16 protein-coding genes are annotated in these 17,648 nt (G+C 62.8%); 3 read left to right on the top strand and 13 right to left on the bottom strand.

Translation table 11 applies throughout. The annotated features are described in order from the left end of the window. Window positions 1-183 precede the first annotated feature (183 nt). A complete protein-coding gene (katE, locus tag WM40_RS06010) occupies window positions 184-2,343 on the bottom strand; it encodes a catalase HPII (protein ID WP_082102472.1) in 2,160 nt (719 codons plus the stop codon). A gap of 297 nt (window positions 2,344-2,640) precedes the next feature. Between katE and WM40_RS06015 the strand changes: the two genes are divergently transcribed. After that, window positions 2,641-3,405 carry a phytanoyl-CoA dioxygenase family protein gene (locus tag WM40_RS06015; protein WP_024904966.1) on the top strand — a complete coding sequence of 255 codons (765 nt, stop codon included), beginning with the start codon at window positions 2,641-2,643 and terminating at the stop codon, window positions 3,403-3,405. A gap of 418 nt (window positions 3,406-3,823) precedes the next feature. On the opposite strand, the gene WM40_RS06025 is transcribed toward WM40_RS06015, so the two are convergent. Together WM40_RS06025 and WM40_RS06030 are read right to left on the bottom strand one after the other, a co-directional pair. Then, window positions 3,824-4,876: a serine/threonine protein kinase gene (locus tag WM40_RS06025; protein ID WP_024904964.1), complete on the bottom strand. Its 1,053-nt coding sequence runs from the start codon at window positions 4,874-4,876 to the stop codon at window positions 3,824-3,826. Window positions 4,877-4,970: 94 nt separating this feature from the next. After that, window positions 4,971-5,207, bottom strand: coding sequence for a hypothetical protein (locus WM40_RS06030; RefSeq protein WP_024904963.1), 237 nt, complete (start codon window positions 5,205-5,207; stop codon window positions 4,971-4,973). A 583-nt stretch (window positions 5,208-5,790) separates the two neighbouring features. Here WM40_RS06030 and gshA point away from each other — a divergent pair. After that, window positions 5,791-7,425, top strand: a complete 1,635-nt coding sequence (gshA, locus tag WM40_RS06035) for a glutamate--cysteine ligase (protein WP_046152411.1) — start codon at window positions 5,791-5,793, stop codon at window positions 7,423-7,425. A 35-nt stretch (window positions 7,426-7,460) separates the two neighbouring features. Here gshA and WM40_RS06040 read toward each other — a convergent pair whose 3' ends face one another. The 9 genes from WM40_RS06040 to gspG form a co-directional block, all read right to left on the bottom strand. Beyond that, window positions 7,461-8,978: an efflux transporter outer membrane subunit gene (locus WM40_RS06040; protein WP_024904961.1), complete on the bottom strand. Its 1,518-nt coding sequence runs from the start codon at window positions 8,976-8,978 to the stop codon at window positions 7,461-7,463. Window positions 8,979-9,140: 162 nt separating this feature from the next. Then, complete coding sequence (gspN, locus tag WM40_RS06045; protein ID WP_046152470.1) at window positions 9,141-9,935, bottom strand: type II secretion system protein N; 795 nt, start codon at window positions 9,933-9,935, stop codon at window positions 9,141-9,143. A 131-nt stretch (window positions 9,936-10,066) separates the two neighbouring features. Then, a complete protein-coding gene (gene gspM, locus WM40_RS06050) occupies window positions 10,067-10,636 on the bottom strand; it encodes a type II secretion system protein GspM (protein ID WP_024904959.1) in 570 nt (189 codons plus the stop codon). Continuing rightward, window positions 10,633-12,420 (bottom strand): type II secretion system protein GspL, encoded by a 1,788-nt coding sequence (gspL, locus tag WM40_RS27715; RefSeq protein WP_052738188.1) that lies wholly within the window; start codon window positions 12,418-12,420, stop codon window positions 10,633-10,635. The genes gspM and gspL overlap by 4 nt, the downstream gene beginning before the upstream one ends. Window positions 12,421-12,435: 15 nt before the next feature. Further along, window positions 12,436-13,578, bottom strand: a complete 1,143-nt coding sequence (gene gspK / locus WM40_RS06060) for a type II secretion system minor pseudopilin GspK (protein ID WP_082102457.1) — start codon at window positions 13,576-13,578, stop codon at window positions 12,436-12,438. Beyond that, entirely contained in the window at window positions 13,575-14,237 is a 663-nt protein-coding gene (locus tag WM40_RS06065) for a PulJ/GspJ family protein (RefSeq protein ID WP_051504637.1), read from the bottom strand. The genes gspK and WM40_RS06065 overlap by 4 nt, the downstream gene beginning before the upstream one ends. Before the next feature lie 31 nt (window positions 14,238-14,268). Then, window positions 14,269-14,727 (bottom strand): type II secretion system minor pseudopilin GspI, encoded by a 459-nt coding sequence (gene gspI / locus WM40_RS06070; RefSeq protein WP_024904955.1) that lies wholly within the window; start codon window positions 14,725-14,727, stop codon window positions 14,269-14,271. Then, window positions 14,727-15,191 carry a GspH/FimT family pseudopilin gene (locus tag WM40_RS06075; RefSeq protein WP_236693410.1) on the bottom strand — a complete coding sequence of 155 codons (465 nt, stop codon included), beginning with the start codon at window positions 15,189-15,191 and terminating at the stop codon, window positions 14,727-14,729. Before WM40_RS06075 ends, gspI begins: the two co-directional genes overlap by 1 nt. 50 nt (window positions 15,192-15,241) lie before the next feature. After that, a complete protein-coding gene (gspG, locus tag WM40_RS06080; RefSeq protein ID WP_082102473.1) occupies window positions 15,242-15,787 on the bottom strand; it encodes a type II secretion system major pseudopilin GspG in 546 nt (181 codons plus the stop codon). A gap of 128 nt (window positions 15,788-15,915) precedes the next feature. On the opposite strand from gspG, the gene WM40_RS06085 reads away from it, so the two are divergent. After that, a complete protein-coding gene (locus WM40_RS06085) occupies window positions 15,916-16,335 on the top strand; it encodes a type II secretion system protein N (protein ID WP_024904952.1) in 420 nt (139 codons plus the stop codon). A 23-nt stretch (window positions 16,336-16,358) separates the two neighbouring features. Here WM40_RS06085 and gspF read toward each other — a convergent pair whose 3' ends face one another. Next, a complete protein-coding gene (gspF, locus tag WM40_RS06090; RefSeq protein ID WP_046152413.1) occupies window positions 16,359-17,621 on the bottom strand; it encodes a type II secretion system inner membrane protein GspF in 1,263 nt (420 codons plus the stop codon). Window positions 17,622-17,648: the final 27 nt, after the last annotated feature.

Here is a 17,648-nt window from a genome sequence, read left to right on the forward strand (position 1 = left end):
TTGTCTTTCCTGGGATTTGTACCTAGCAAGTAACCCGCATCTCGAAAATAAACGCATCAATAAATAGACGTGCCATGAAAGAAGGGCCCGTGTCGCATCGATCACGGGCCCTTCTTCATCCATCAGCGCGGCACTGGCAGTTTGAATAATTCATCCAGGCCAGAGTGATACGCGCGGCAGGCTTTACGCCGGCACCGTCTCCGCCTTCGCTGCACGACCCCACACCCGGTGGTGCGCGATGGCGTCGATAAAGGCTGGGAGCACCTTATCGATATGTGCCGTGTCATCGCTGATGACACCTTCCTCGCTCACGGGCAGATTGGCCGCCGCCAGGACATCGCGGCCATGGCCGACGGCGGCGATGGCTTTCAGGTGCTTATACGCCTCGAGAAGATAATGACGCGCATCGCCATTCTTCGAGAGAAGCTTGGCGCTGTCGGCACCGCACGCCACGAACACGGCATCAAACGCAATCGACGGCATACCGGCGATGGTGGCATCGGCATAGACGCCGGGCGCCACCTCACCCAACATCGGCGCAATAACCTTCGCTTGCGCGCCGGCCTTCTCCAGTGCCATCTTGGCGGTGGCAATACTGACCGGGTCGGCGCCCTTTGCCGCGAGGATCGCGATCTTTGTCGTCTTGATACCGGGCTGCACCTTGGACATCAGGCTCAACGACGGTGATGCAGAAACGGATTTCTTGCCTTTGCCAGGTTTGGCCAGCACGTCGGCGCCAGGGGTTGTCGCCTTCGCCGGAATCAAGCCGAGACCGTCGCCCACGCGCGCGGCCAGATCGGGATCGACGTTCGCAAGGTTATCCACCATCCGCTGTCGAATATATTCGCGCTCGACCTTGCCGAGTTCGAATTGGTACGACGCGACGATATGATCCTTTTCCGGATCGCTCATGCTGTTCCAGAACAATGTCGCCTGAGAATAGTGGTCGCCGAAAGAGGTACTGCGCTCGCGGATCTTCGCCGCATCGATCCGCTCCGGATAGGTTTCAAAGCCTCCGTCGCGCGCCGCCGCCGGCGTCTCCTTTGGCCAGCCACCCGATATCGAATTTGGCTCATACGACGTCTGCCCACGATGAATCACTTGGCGATGCATGGCGTCGCGCTGGTTGTTCACGTTCGGAGAGACCGGGCGATTGATCGGCAGCTCATGAAAATTCGGGCCGCCCAGGCGGCTGATCTGCGTATCGGTATAAGAGAACAGCCGGCCTTGGAGCAATGGGTCGTTGCTGAAGTCCAGGCCCGGCACGATATGCCCCGGGCAGAACGCGACCTGTTCGGTCTCGGCAAAGTAGTTATCCGGGTTGCGATTCAGCGTCATCTTGCCCAACATCGTGATGGGCACCAATTCTTCCGGAATGATCTTCGTCGGGTCCAGAAGGTCGAAGGCGAATGCGTGCTCGTCTTCCTCCTCCACGATCTGCACACCGAACTCCCATTCGGGAAAATTACCGGCTTCGATGGCCTCCCAGAGGTCGCGGCGATGGAAGTCCGGGTCCTTGCCAGACAGCTTCTGTGCTTCATCCCAGATCAGCGAGTATGAACCCAGGACCGGTCGCCAGTGGAACTTGACAAAACGGCCCTTGCCTTCGGCGTTGACGAAGCGGAAGGTGTGGATACCAAAGCCTTCCATCAGCCGATACGACTGCGGAATGCCGCGGTCCGACATCGCCCACATCACCATATGCGTGGTTTCCGGCACCAGCGTGACGAAATCCCAAAATGTGTCGTGCGCCGTCGCACCTTGTGGCATTTCATTGTGCGGTTCCGGCTTCACTGCGTGGACAAAGTCCGGAAACTTGATGGCATCCTGGATAAAAAAGACCGGCATATTGTTGCCGACCAGGTCGAAATTGCCTTCATCGGTGTAGAACTTGACCGCGAATCCGCGCACATCGCGAACGGTGTCGGCCGAACCGCGCGAACCCTGGACCGTCGAGAAACGCACATAGACCGGCGTACGCGTGGCCGGATCGGCAAGAAACCCGGCCTTTGTCAGCGCGGTGTGCGACGCGTATGGCTGGAAGTAACCATGCGCAGCAGCGCCCCGCGCGTGCACGATTCGCTCCGGAATGCGTTCATGGTCGAAATGCGTGATTTTTTCACGCATGATGAAGTCTTCCAGCAGTGACGGACCACGTGCGCCGGCCTTCAGCGTATTTTGATTATCCGAGACCTTGACGCCCTGATTCGTCCTCAACGCTTCGTTATCGACGCTGACACTGAACGTGTCGAGTTGCCGATCTTTTGATGTTGGCTGGTTTGCTGATTGCGAGGGTGGCGTTGTTGCCATGTATTGCTCCTTGGCATGCGGCGCGTGCGGCATGAGATCGAATTGAGGATCGATTTCTGCATCCGGCTCGGCACACACCGGTGTGTGGGGAAGGAACCACTCCTTCAGCAATCCCTGTTCCTGTCACCGCAATGAAAAGCGAATGAACCACCCGTTTCCCTCGGCGCGATCACGATTAATGAACGATCATCGGCGGGCCGGAAGCGTTCAAACCCCCGCGTCCTGATCACTCGACCGGCAAATGATGCACGGAGCGGCGCGGGGTTTTACAATGCAACGATCGCTCAAGCCGTGTCGACACACGGCGTGCCCAAGCAGGAAATTGCGTGCATGTCAGCAGAAACGAAGACTCAACAAATCGAGGCATTGCGCCAGGACGGTTTCGTCATCGTGCGCGGCCTCGTTCCGCCCGCAACCTGTGCCGCCATGCGGGAGCGAGCGCAAGTGCAACTGGCCGAGGGCAAGGCACCGCACGAACTCGAGGCGCAGTTGCAGTATCCGGGTGCGCCGGCGTCCATCGATGCGCCGGGAGGCAAAACCGTGCGTCGGCTGCTTGATGCCTATGGCCGCGAGCCGGCTTTCGCCGACTTTGCAACCTCCCCCGATATCGCGGGTTGGGTGACCGGTTATTTTGGCGAGCAGACATTGCTCTCACGGGCGCACCATAACTGCCTGATGACAAAGCACCCGCAGTACGGCAGCCTGACCGGCTGGCACCGCGATGCGCGATATTGGTCCTTCTCACGAGACGACCTGGTTTCGGTCTGGCTTGCATTGGGCGACGAAACCGCCAGCAATGGCGCGCTCTGGTTGATCCCCGGGTCACATCAACGGCAATTCGCACCGGAGAGTTTCGATGATGCGAAATTCTTCGTGCCGAACAACGCGGAAAACGCCTCCCTCATCACACGTGCGGTTTGTCCCACGCTGGCCGCCGGCGATGTCCTGTTCTTTCACTGTAATACGCTGCATTCAGCTGGCAAGAACGTCACCGACGCCGTGAAGTTTTCCCTGGTGTTCACCTACCACGGCATCAGCAATCCCCCCGTACCGGGAACGCGTTCGACGTCGAAGGAAGAAGTGTCACTGATCTAGAAACGGCACACCGACCGTCGCCGCGATCAACGCGCGATCATTTCGAAGGCACTGCCTGTGGATATCCTTGTGGATAGCACCGCGAGAAAGGCAGGGATAAGCTGTCGACAGCGTGTCGATAACATGCCCATTCCGCGCCTCTCCAGGGCAGCGTTGCAACTGGCACGCCATGACGGACATGGGATGCAGGATCAGCGTTGCATAGACCATGAGACGGCCGAAGCACGGGCCTTTTGCGCAGTCTCAACCACTGGATAACTACGGGATAAGACTAGGAAAGAATGGGGATAAGTGGCAAATAACATACCGATGCACAGGACATTTTTCGCCACCATTGTCGCATACGGGCCGTGGAAGCGGCGGCTGTCGTCCGCTTCGCCACGAATGCCTCATGAGCCCGTGATCCCCGGCCTCGCCGTCACACGGGCCAGAGTGGTTCTTCATCCATCAAGGCCACCTGTTCGCGGAGTTCCAGAATGCGGTCCTCCCAGTAGCGCTGGGTATTGAACCAGGGGAAGGCAGCGGGAAACGCGGGATCATCCCAGCGGCGCGCGAGCCAGGCGCTGTAGTGAATCAAGCGTAATGTCCGCAGCGGCTCGATCAGGTACAGCTCGCGTTGATCGAAATCGCGGAAGTCTTCATAGCCTGCCAGCACGTCGCCGAGCGCACGGCGCTGACCGTCGCGATCACCGGGCAACAGCATCCATAAATCCTGTATCGCCGGCCCCATGCGACTGTCATCGAAATCGACGAAATGCGGGCCTGCATCGGTCCACAGGACATTTCCGGGATGGCAATCACCGTGCAGGCGCAGCGATGTCAGGTCCCCCGCGCGGTCATAGCCGCGCGCAACCGCCGCCAGCGCCAGATCGACGATGGCAAAATACGCCTCTCGCAGAGATGGCGGCAGGATGCCGCTATCGTGCAAATACGCGCGCGATGCGACGCCGTATGTCGCCAGATCGATGGTGCCGCGTTCGACATACCGTTCCCGGGCGCCGACCTGGTGAATTCTCCCGATGAACCGGCCTAGCCATTCGAGCGTATCGGACTGCTCCAGTTCGGGCGGACGTCCACCGCGGCGCGGGAACACGGAAAAACGGAAATCGCGATAACGGCACAGCGTCGTGGCGCTTGCATCGCCCTCGGGCAAACACAGAGGCGCGACCGCCGGAATTTCCGCCTCCGTCAGCGCCTGCAGGAAAGTGTGTTCCTCCAGGATGGCGGCATCGGACCAGCGGTGCGGGCGGTAGAACTTTGCAATGACCGGTGGCGCATCGTCGATGCCCACCTGATACACGCGATTCTCGAAGCTATTCAGGGTAAGAAGACGGCCGTCCACGCGCATGCCGATCGACTCGATCGCATCGAGCACAAGGTCCGGGTTAAGGGTGGCGTAGGGCTTGCCCATCGACGGCGCCTCGGAGGCGTCGTCAACGTCGTTCCTGCCAGTGGGGTCTTGCACGGTCATTCTCGAAAAGCGGCTGCCGCGGGAGGCTTGCCCCTTCGGACAGGCACCGCTTCAGCCTGTTGACGTCACGTGCGGCTGCGCGGGACGCTTACTTTCAGTGCAAGGCACCGCCTGCCGCGGCATGGGAGGTCAGGGCACTCAGCGGCAGCGCGTCGCCGGAGTCGATCAGGTCGGCAACAAAAAAAGGCTCGGTGTTGAGTTCGCGTGACGCGCCCGGCGTCCCTGCGTACCACGTCACCATCGCCATGTCGCCAATGATGCGCTTGATGATGCCAAGCGCGCCGGAGGGAACCGCGATATGGTTGGATCGCACTATGCTACCGATCTTCATCGAGGCTTCTCCCAAAAAGACGGACCTGGCATCCGCCTGCTGATAATAAAGGCACTTTAAACGGTTGACCGAAGCACAACCAGATTCATTATACGGCGGCCGCCGGCCGCCAAAACGATGTTGGCGACGTCCCCCTGCAACCGCGGGTGCCAGTCGCGACTGGAAAGTCCGCCGCGGACGGTCGCGCCCTCCCGGAGACAAAAAAAACCCGCCATCGGGCGGGTGGAATCCATATCAGGAGGACATAGAGGAGACGATTTCAATGTAGTGCCGCCAAAAGCGGGACGCAATGGAATCGATAGAGGGTTAACTCTAAAAGGGTTGACCCTGATAAGCCTTAATCGCGTGTATGCCAACGCCGGATCACCGGCGGCAGCCTGCTGTGGGATCAAAGCCACAGTGCAACGCTGTACGCTGGCCATGGTGGCTGGCCGCGGCACGAGAATCTGGCGCGATGCCGTGGTCCGAAGGACGCCGAGGATGGCGTCAGCGGCGGGTCCGGCAAAATGATACAGTGCCCGGTGAATCAGGGATCCCGCACGATGCTGTCATGCCGGGATGACCCGCTTAAGGTTGTCATTGAATGAACAAGAGCACATCGGATTATTCGCAGCGGCTTGCCGTGTTGCAGGACGCGGCCCGATCGGGACTGCTGGCGACAGGCGGACGAGGTATTGAAAAGGAAAGCCTGCGCGTGCGGGCCGACGGTACGCTGTCGCGCACCCCGCATCCCAGCGCATTGGGCGCGGCATTGACGCATCCGGAAGTGACCACCGATTACTCCGAAGCCCTGCTGGAATTCATCACGCCACCCGATGCCGATCCGGTCAACGCGTTGTCGCGGTTGCACACGCTGCACGCGTTCGTCCATCAACGCCTGGGTGGGGAGTTGTTGTGGGACTTGTCGATGCCCGGCGTGCTGCCGCGCGATGCCGATATCCCCATCGCAGATTATGGTCGCTCGAACCAGGGCCGCTTCAAGCATGTCTATCGCCAAGGGCTGGCGGTGCGCTACGGCAGGGCAATGCAATGCATCGCGGGCATCCATTACAACTTTTCACTGCCTGATGCCCTATGGGCACCGCTAGTCGGTGTCGCCGATAACGCAGCGCCACCGCACGACACGCAGTCGGAAGGCTATATCCGCCTGATGCGTAACTATCGGCGCTTCAGTTGGCTGCTGCTCTATTTGTTCGGTGCATCGCCAACGCTGGATCGCAGCTTCTTCGCCGAACGCATCAACCAGCAGACGCTCGCCGTGGACAAAGGGACCTATCCGGGCGGCCTGGCGTTGCTGGATGAGCAGACGCTATATCTCCCATACGCGACCAGCCTGCGGATGAGCGATCTCGGTTACCACAACGAAGCGATGCGAGAACGCCGCCCGGATTTCGTCTCCCTGGCACGCTATGTCCAAGGCCTGGAGGACGCCATTGCCGCGCCTTACGCGCCGTATGCCGCCATTGGCACGCATCGCGATGGGAAATGGATTCAGTTGAACACGAACCTCCTGCAGATCGAAAACGAGCTGTACGCCACCGTGCGCCCGAAGCGCGTTGGCGCCGAAGGCGAACGTGTCGTCCACGCCTTGTCGCGGGCAGGCATTCAATATATCGAGATACGCTGCCTGGACCTCAATCCCTACGATCCGATCGGCATCGACGAAAGCACGACGCGCTTCCTCGATGCCTTCCTCGTCATGTGTGCGCTGGAAGATAGCCCCGACGACGAGGCATTGCAGCGCGAGGCGGATGCCAACTTCCTGGCCGTCGCGCGCGATGGTCGCCGTCCGGGCAAGCAATTGCAGCGCTCCGGGGAAACGGTGACGCTGCAAGGCTGGGCGGAGGCATTACTGGATCAGATCGGCGTGACGGCCGCGCTGCTGGACGATGCGGGCCAGCACCGCGGCGGGCTGTCCCACGTCGCCGCGTTGCAGCGGCAACGGCAGATCCTGGCGAGTCCCGAAACGCTACCGTCGGCACGCGTGCTGGACGCCGTGCGGACGGCCGGCAGTTACGCCGCATTCGGCCTGCGGCAAAGCCAGGCACACGCGGCCCTGTTCATGAACGTACCGTTGGATGCGGCGTGCGCCGCCGCGCTGGATGCACTGGCGCTAGCGTCGATAGAGAAACAACAGCACATCGAAGCGGCCGACGATATCGACTTCGATACCTTCGTTCACCGCTTCGGCAAGACGCTGAATGTCACCGCAGGCTGAGCCGGCGGCACGGCACGCATCATGTCGCATCACATTCAATGAACAGGGGATTTTCCGGCACTATTCTGAACTGGACCGGCCGCCGCGACGACCGGCTCGCCGTTCTGGTCAACCGGTGCAGACAGTCCTTCCCATCCGCCGCCCAACGCCTTGATCAGACCCGCCGCGGCGACCATGCGTCGCCCATTGACATCGATCAGGCTACGCTGCGTCGACAGCAACGTCGCCTGCGCGGTCAGTACGTCCAGGTATTGATTCGTACCGGCCTTGTAACCGTTCGTCGTGACGGTCAACGACTGCTGAGCAGACACCACGGCTTGCTGGTCGATGGCGGCTTCGTTCGCCAGGATTCGCAGGCTTGAGAGATTGTCCTCGACGTCCTGGAACGCGCTCAGCACCGTTGCGCGGTAGGTCGCGGCGGCCTGGTCGTACGCAGCACGCGCCCCGGCTACCTCGGCGCGTCGCAAGCCCCCATCGAACAAGGTGGCGGCCAACTGCGGGCCGATCGTCCACATCCGCGCGGGTGCGGTCAACCAGTTCGAGAACATACTGCTGGCAAAGCCGCCCGTGGCGGACAAGGTCAGCGTCGGGAAAAAAGCCGCTTGATAGATGCCGATCTGTTCGTTCGCGGCAGCGGCACTACGTTCCGCCGCGGCCACATCGGGGCGTCGCTCGAGGAGCGTCGACGGCAAGGCGAGCGGAATCGTCGGCGGCACGGACTGCAATGGCGCGGCGGCGAGCGAGAAGACCGAGGCAGGCTCTCCCACCAGCACCGCGATCGCGTGCTCGTACTGGGCACGGTCGACCTGATTGTCCACCGCGGACGCCTGCGCGTTTTGCAACTGCGTCTGCGCCTGCAGGACATCGGAACGGCCCGCCACGCCCTGTGCATAGCGGTTCTGGGTCAACTTCAAGTAGTCCTGGTAACTGCGGACGGTGTCGTCATACAACGTCTGCGCCGAATCGAGCGCGCGCAACTGGAAGTAGTCTTCCGCCAGCGTCCCCTGGACCGAGAGGCGGGCATTCGCGAGATTGGCCTGGGCGTTTTGCGCGCTGGCGCGTTCCGACGCCACCTTGCGCCGTACGCTGCCCCACAGGTCCGGCTCCCACGATGCGTCCAGCTTCGCGGAATAGCTGGTCGAGACGCTGGGTTGACCCGTACCCGATGCGACGCTGCCATAGCCAGACCGGGTCTCGCTGCCGTTAAGGCTGATCGTCGGGAAATAACTGCTGCGCGCCTGAGCAACCAGCGCGGTGGCCTGGCGGTAGGCGGCTTCGTATTCCGCGATCGATTGGTTCGCCTGGTTCGCTTTCTCGATCAGCGCGTTGAGCGTTGGGTCACCGAACACTTCCCACCATGCACCGCGCGGATCATGATCGGCCGGCTGCGCAACTTTCCAGCCCGGCGGCGCCTCCTTGAAGGCGGCCGGCACGGCCATCGCCGGCGTCTTGTAATTCGGTCCCACCGCACATCCACCCAAGGCACCCGCCATGACCAATGCGGCGCATAGCGCCAGCAAAGACGACGATGGTCCGCGGACATCCATTCTCATAGCCCCTTCCTTCGCATTTCACGCCACCCTTGATTATCGCCGCATCCGCGCGAGGACGGCGTTGTTCGCCGCATCTCCTTGCATTTCCAAAGATTTCAAGAAGATACGGCGCACCCGCCCCTTTTGGGCGAGAAAGGCCGGCGAGGTCGGGAGGTGAATATGTCAGGGGAAGCGCAAGGCAACGGTGTTCGATTCGATTTTTGGTCCCAACAAGGGTAGCAGGCCCGACACCAGGTTTGCCTGCGCGGGACCTTCCGCGCGGGCTTGCCCCGTAAACTGGAAGCCTTCCCCGTTACCTTCACCGCTGCCACTGAGGAAAAGCGGCCCCGTCTCCGTCGCCAACTGTAGCCGCACACCGTTCCCCGTTGCCTGCAGATGCACCCGATAGCTACCAAGCGGACGGACGCGCGAAATACTGGAAGACATGTTATCCAGGAGCACCGTCATCTGACCGTAGGCACCGGTTCGTAACAAACGCCAGTCCGTCCATTCCAGACGCGTTTCACCTTGCAAATCCAGCGTGTTGAAGGGTGCGCCCAGCCCATTCAGCAAGCTGACCGGCACCGCGATACCACCGGCGTGGACCGTCACGCCATTCATCCCGGCCACGATTCGGACATTCTGGGACAGCGGGCTATCTTCCCGCACGTCCAACCGGACCTCGCCGGCGAACAAGGGCCAGAACGCCGCATGCCACAGTACGCGATAAGGCAAGCGCGCCGCCTTCAAGGCGGCACTCCCGGGCGCCATGACATCGTCGGATCCGGCGGGCAGCGACGCATCCGGCAAGCCACCGGGCGCAAGCACCAGGACCGCGGACCCGCGCCACAGCGAACCGGTCACGTCGACCAATGCTACGCGCCCCTGCGTGTAGCGCGCGCAGAGCGGCGTCACCCAGGCGGCGGGCAGCAGCACCAGGATCGTCAGCACCACCGTCACTACCGCGATGAACGCCATGCACCATATGGGCGGCCGATCTCCCCACGGCGGGCTGTCGAGCGGGTCACGTCGATGGATGCCCGCCCACTTCGTGCGAGTGGGTCGTATCGCGGTCGCATCGACCGCCACGCGACGGCCGCGCATCAACGTCATCGCGCCACCCTCCCGCCACCACCGTCACCGCCGTATTGGCCGCCACCACTACTGCCTCGCTGGCCTTCCAACGTCACCACGGCGTCGACCCGACCATCGATGGCGCCGTCGGGCGCGCGCACCGGCGTGACCTGCGCATCGGCCACCTTGACCTTCAACTGGGTGCGCATCTGGTCGAGCCAACGCACCAGCGCCGCAAACGAGACCTGTTTTACCGTCACGCGAACGCCATTGCCGGCTGGCGCCACCGCGGAGGCATCACCCAGTCCGGCGTCGGTCAGTGCCGCGGTCAACCCGGTTTGCAACGCATCGCCAGTTGGCGCCACACCCTGGGCCCCGCTCGAGAGCCGCTGCGCGATGAGCGCCTGCGCCTGCATCTGCCCGAGCTGGCGTTGCAGGCCCGGCAAGCTTGCTTCTATCCGTCCGATCCCCTCCACCGCCGGCGCGATCAGCACCTGGTAGAACAGGGCGATCAACACCACCACGGCGCCAATCGACAATAGCCGGCGCTCACGCGGCTGTCGCTGCGCCCACCACGCCATGACCATCATCTGCAACGTACTCATCGCCGGCTCCTGATCGTCCAATGCTGACCGTCCGGCCGTGTCTCTGTCGTGGCCTCCAAACCCTGCCGCGACAGACGCTCGCGCAGCCCTTGATCCACCGACGCATCGCCGCGGAAGATCACCTCCAAGTTGCCGTTGTCATACTTCATCGTGGCAATGGCATTCGGCGAAATACCCCCCATGGAAAGCGACAATCCGTTGGTCAGCATCAAGAAATCATTGGGAGACAACTCCCCGGCCGCCACGCGCAAGGCATCGAGCGAGCGCGTCATCTGCACGACTGGATCGAGTACGACCGTCGTCGACGGGAATGTGGACAAGAGCCGCTCGGTCATCGCCGCTTGCACCGCGTTACGCTGGTGGACCAATTGCATCCACCGCAGGTTCACGCCGATGACGCAGACCAGGATGCTCGCCGCCACCAGCAAGACCGGCCAACGCACTTGCCGCCACGTCTCGCCAGAGAGACGGAAACCCTTGGGCGCGAATTCGAACTGACACAGATCGATCGGGCAACGCTGCGCTGCCAACGCCAGTTGTTCCATCGTGAACGGCCGCGCCCCGGCGCGCAATGCCGGCGCAAGCGTTGACGCTGATTGGCCGTCGGGCGCACTGGCCAGGTAGTACGACACGCGGTTTGGCGCGATCATATCCAGCGTTGTCGCCATATCCGCAACCGCGATGCGCAAACCTTCGCCACACAGGCGATGAGCCGTTGCCGCGTCAACGGTCTCCGCCTCGGTGTCCACGCGATTGTCGGTATCGATTCGCGCCCGGCCACTGGCCTCCGTCAGTGCCTGCGCGTGCGCGGTCTCCGCAAGCTTGTCCGCCGCGCCCCCGTGTCCTTGCAAACCGGTGCCATCGATCGCCTTGCCCTCGTCACCGCCCGCGCCGTCCGGCAATAGCACGACATCACGCCCGTCAACGGTCGACTCGGCGGAAATGGCAGCATCGGCGAGACCCGCGCTGGCCGCCGACGTCACTAAGGCATTCGATTCGGTGTCCACCACATCGACCCGTTCGCCGTCGAACGAAGGCCGGCGTCGCAGCGTCACTTCGACGACCTCATCGTGAGCGTCATCCGGCGCACCGGGTGTCGATGCGACGCCCGGTGCGATATCGATCAACACCGACACCGGTGCCCCCGTGCGGTCAACAACGCCCTCCAATGCCTCGACAGGCGTACCGCCAGCGCCTGCGGACGTCCGGTCCGTGAGCGTTGGCAGCGGCAGACATCCCGTCATCGGCACGACCCGCAACACCTTATGCCCGGCGGCGGTGAACCGGTCGAGCAGACTGCGCAGCCAGTTTCGATCGACGGCGGCCACGGTACGCACGGAGGCCGCCTTGCCCAACTCGGCCAGACGCGGGCGACGCGCCGCGAAGCCACGCCGGCGCGTGCCGCCAGCCAACGCCGGACCGGCACCGGGCAGGGGACCAACGACAAGATGTACCGGCGCGGTGTCCGGCAGCAGCCAATCTTCGATAATGTTCGGCAGCGCTTGCTGCATGCGCACGCCATGCAGCGGCGGGACCGGAGCATCCACGAGCAAGACGTCGCGGGCGGCGAGAACGAGGCAGGTCATCTGCGCCACCGGCAGTAGGTGCAGCGGCGCGCTGCCCGATTGCAGCAACGCGCCGCGCCGGTCCATCAGGACATATCGCAAGCCGCCGGCCGCGGATGCGTCCGGTCCATTCGCCGTGCCGGACGTGCCAGGTACCGCACCGTCCTCCGCGCTGTCCACCGCATCACGCGGCGGAATCAATACGGTCAATGTGCTCACACACTCTCCAGTTCTTCATTGCCGCGCATCTTGCACCCGTATGATGCGTGTTGAATGGGTGCGCGGATCGCGATATACCAGCGCCACGCGGTCCACCACGGCGCGTTCATGCGTGATGCGCGCGTGGATTTCAAAGTAGTGCGTGGTGACATCGAAAAATTGTCCATCCAACGTCTCCCCCGTCGTCATGAAGCGCGCCAGCCGCGTCTGCGCATCGCCCAGGTTGATAAAGAACGCCTGGTCGCGCGTGGTGATCATCGCCTGCGCCGCGGTCAACGACAATGCCGGCAGCGCCGCGGCGATCACCTCCGGACCGGCCGTGTTCAGGTTGATCTGCGTCGGCACGGGCAGGATCGTGACAAACGGCCGCAATCGAGCGATGACCGCCGGCGTAAAACCGGGCACGGCAACCAGATCGTCGACGTCGTGCAACTGAATCGGTCGCGTCATCTGCGTTGCGACGTCTCCGGCGCTCATGCCGGGCGTGTTCGTCAAGCCACTCTCACGGCTTACCGCATCGCCATCGGACTGAGCCGCTGCCAGTGCATCCGACGCCACGTCGCCCGTCTGCGCCTGCTGTCCTTTCGTCACGGACGAGAGCAACGTCGTCAGCACATACTGCGCGGCGGGCGGTGCCAGATCACTGCTCAAGCCCAACAACGACAACAGCTTCTGAAACTGCATCTGCGCCTGCGGATTCACCTGCAATCCCGTCGCCGGCTTCGAATTGACCAGGTTGCGCAGGTTGAAACGCGACTGGGCATCCACCACGCCACCCGACAACCAGGTGGACGCGCCTTGCTCCGCCCGGGCAATGCCGATCTTGCCGAGAAAGTCCGAGAGGCGCGTCGGCGCGATCGGCACGCTCCAGGCACCACCTAGATAGGTCACCGGCAACGCGTCCGCCTGCGTGCGCAAGATCAGTCGCGCCCAATCGAACACTCCGCGCGAAACCCACCGCGCTTGCGCCGCCTCGCGCTGGTTCTCCACCCGACGGATCTCCACCTGCTGTCGCCACAACAATCCTGAGACCAGCACCGCCGCCAGTGTGGTCACCAGTAGCGCCGTGATCAGCGCCGCGCCCCGCGCGCGCGCGGCGCGCGGCCGACAAAACGCGCATCGTCCAGTTGATCGCATCATCATCGGGTGTGCTCTCATTGCGCCACCAGATAGTCGCGTTCATATCGGCGCACGCCGCCGCCCTTCGTCGTCAGCGTCAGTTGCAACCCCTCCGCGGCACGGTCCAGCGGTGCGGCGCTCGTCGCCGGATCGCGTAGCGCACGCTGCGCACGGGTCACCTCCGCGGCCACCTCTTGCTGCGACCTGGTCCATCCCTGCGCCTCCAGCCAGACAGCCGCCTGCAAACCCTGCACCTGCGGCAGCAGCACCACTTCGCCCCAGTCGCCCTGGTTGCCCTCACCTGATAGCGCTTGTCGCAACGCTCCCACCGTACCAATCGGCGCGGAGGCGCGGCGCACCAGATTACCGTCCCGCACCGCGTACACGATGACCTGCAAACGTTGCGGCTGTTCCGGTCGCAGCAGATAACGCACGATCGTGAAACCATCGCGTTGCAGCGTTATCGCGCTGCCTTGCGCATCGTCGTCGCTGGCCGCCGCACGGGCATCGTAGCCAACCTGATCGAATGCGCGCGCGATGGCCCGCTCGTCAGCCATCGCCGCCACCACGATCTGCCGACCCCGGACGATCTGGTCAAACCCCCGCCAACTCAGTAATGCCACCACGGCCAACAGCGCGATGGCCACCAGCAATTCGATCAGCGTGAAGCCGGCCACAGGCGGAGCCTTGCTCGCCATGGAGACGCCGTTGCGTCGGCCGGAGAACCTATTAGAGCGGTCTGTGCGTTTCATCCGCCACCACCGTCACCAGATCGGCCAACATCGTTTTTCCCGTCACCGCGCTGCGAACCGACACTTCTACCCGCCGAAAACCCGGATTGGGCGTGGGTGTCACCGTCATATCGCACACCAATGCCAGTCCGCCCTGCGGACAAGGCGTCGATGTCGTACCGAATGATGGCCACGCGCGTTGCAAATGCAACTGGGTGATCGTGTTGTCGGCGCTCCACCCGGCCAGCAATCGTGCATGGAGCGCCGCGGTGTTCGTGGCCACGCTGCCCACTGCGCGCAGCGCCGCGACCAGACCCACCGCGATAATCGCCAACGCCACCAGCACTTCGATCAACGTGAAGCCGGCGGCGAATGCGGCACGCGCGCGCCTGCCGCGTCCCTTGCGGGCCGGCGACCCACTGCACGACGCGCGACGCGTGGATGCAATGCACCCCATCAAAGTGCCCCATTACGGACCACGAAATGTCCGTCACCGTTTGTCGAAATCGTCACCGCGCCATTGTCCGAATAAAGCGTGACACTGACCGCGTCACCAATGCTTTCGGTGCTGAATTGCAGTGTTCCGACCGCTTGTGATACGCCGGGATAACGGATTGCCACCCCGGTGACGCCCGTCATCCACCGCGCGCCGCCCAACACGTCGTCATTCAACGCACGCCAGCGGCGGCCTTCGCGAACCGAAAAACGATAGCCACCATTGACCGGTTCCCAGTTGATGGGAGCGTTGCGCAATTGCGCTTCATCGCCCGCCGTCTCGAAAGCCAGCGCCAGACGCTGACCCTGCTCGTCCAGCGCACCGTGCGCGTTATGCGACAGCGACAGTGATGCGAGGCCGACCAGCAGCCCGCCGATCACCAGCACCATCAGCATTTCGAGCAATGTAAAGCCACGGGCGCGCACGCGAGTCTGCCTTGACCGGATCGATCAGTAACGGGAGTCGAGACAGGCGTTCACTGCCACGAACCGATATCGGCGTCATTCCCCTCGCCGCCTGGTTTGCCATCCGCGCCATAGCTGAACACATCCACTTCACCGTGGACACCCGGGTTCAGGTATTGGTAAGGATTACCCCAGGGATCGTTCGGCAATCGTTCCAGGTAACCGCCGTCCTTCCAGTTGTTCGGCACCGGGTCCGTGCTGGGCTTGGCGATCAGCGCACGCAGGCCCTGCTCGGTCGTCGGATAACGGCCGTTGTCCAGGCGATAGAGTTTCAGCGATTGCATCAGCGTGGCAATATCCTGCGTTGCCGCCACCCGACGCGCCTGATCAGGACGATTCATGATTTTCGGCACGATCAACGTTGCCAGGATGCCGATGATGGCGATGACCACCATCACTTCGATCAGCGTGAAACCGCGCGCCAGCCGGCCAGGGCGTCGGGCACGGGCTCCCGCCGCGACCGCACGCGCTGCCTGAACCTTTCGCAGACCCGTAAGCTGAATAAGACGAACGGAACGCCCGGCATCCGTCGCCGTGCCAACTTCCACGTCTATCATTGAATCCGGAACGGCGCGATGCGCCGGTGACACAAAAAAGCGATTCATTCGAGCTAGCATTCCGAAATTTCCTCCCTCTGCAGGCACATCGTATTTGCCGTCATGATTTTGACCGTAGAATGCCATTCATGAACCGACTCCTGATGCCCCTCGTTACCTTGGCCGCCTGCGCGCTGTTTTGCGCGAGCGCCACTTATTGGACCGTGAAACTGACCGCGTCGCGACAGGCGCCCGATGACGCCGCCACAGTGGAAGCGCCGCCGTCCGTCCAGGCGGCCGCGCAACTGTTCGGGGGTGATGCACAGCAGCAGACGCGTCTGCGCGTGGCCGGTGTATTGTCGCTGGGCGTGGGTCGCGGCGCAGCGGCCATCATCAGCGAGAACGGCGCGGTTGGCCGTGCGATCGGTCTGAACCAGGCCATCGACAACCAGACGGTCCTTCGCGAAGTCTACGCGGATCACGTCGTCGTCGAACAGAACGGCGTGCGCAGCAATATCCGTGTTTCCGCACCCGTCGGTGGTCCCGGCGGTGTGGCGTACATGCGCTGATACCCTCCAGGTGGTCGTGTTCATCACTGCACCATCTGGTTGAGCTGGATGATTGGCATCATCACCGCCAGCACGATCACCAACACGATACCGCCCATTGCCAGGATCAGCAGCGGCTCCAGCAATGTTGTCAGAAACATCGTCCGGCGCTCCAATTCCTGCGCTTCGCCGGCAGCGGCACGATCCAGCATCGTCGTCACGTCGCCGGTCGCCTCGCCGGAGCGAATCAGATGCACCAGTACCGGGGGGAATGTGCGTGTTCCGTGCAAGGCTCGCGACAACGCCGTGCCTTCGCGCACGCGGACGATGGCATCGTCAACGACCCGACGCATCGCGCGGTTGTTTAACGTCTCACCGGCCGCCTGCAATGCCCGCAGGATCGGTACCCCCGCCGCCGTCAGAATGCCCAGCGTGCTAGCGAACCGCACGGTGTTATAGCCACGCACCAGCCGCCCCACCAGGGGTGCGGTCAGCAACCAGCGGTCGAAGGAAAGGCGGGGTCCCGACATACGCAGAATCTTGCGCGCCACCCACGTCACGGCGATGACGGCCAGCAGTGCGGCCCACCAGTAATGCCGAACGAAATCCGACAACGCCAGCACGACCAACGTGATCGTAGGCAGCGCCTGTTTATTGTTCGAAAACACGCTGACGACCTGCGGCACCACATAACTCAGCAGGAAGCTGACGATGCCGATGGCGATGAAGGTCACCACCACCGGATACGTAAACGCCAACTGGATCTTCTGCCGTAACGCATTGCGTTGCTCTACATAATCGGCAAGCCGCGTCAGCACCAACCCCAACTGCCCGGTATGTTCACCCGCCGATACCAGCGCGCGATAGATATCGGGAAAGTCGCGTGGGTGCAGCGCCAGCGCGCCGGCCATCGACTGTCCCGCCAGCACATCGGCGCGGATGGCGGCGACCAGTTCCCGTACATAATCCCGTTCCGCCTGCTCCGAGAGCACGCCAAGCGCCTCGCCCAATGGCAGTCCCGCCACCAACAAGCTGGCGAGCTGACGCGTGAACAGCCCTTGCTCGCGTGGCGACAAGCGCCGGCCGAATGCAAGACGGCTGCGCTTGACCTGGTCATCCGCGGCGGCGGTAGCCGATGCACCGCCGGCGCCCTGGCCGGACGTATGACGCCCGGCTAGTTCGACCACGAGCGGCGTCAGTCCCTGCGCACGCAATATCCCACGCGCGCCACGGGCGCTTTCGGCGTCGATGACGCCGCGCTGGGTCTTGCCCTTTGCGTCGATCGCTTCGAAACGGAATGCTGGCATGGTGAGAAACCTTGAGGCAGACCGGGC

It is taken from the genome of Robbsia andropogonis, from assembly GCF_000970345.1.
Lineage (GTDB): Bacteria > Pseudomonadota > Gammaproteobacteria > Burkholderiales > Burkholderiaceae > Robbsia > Robbsia andropogonis.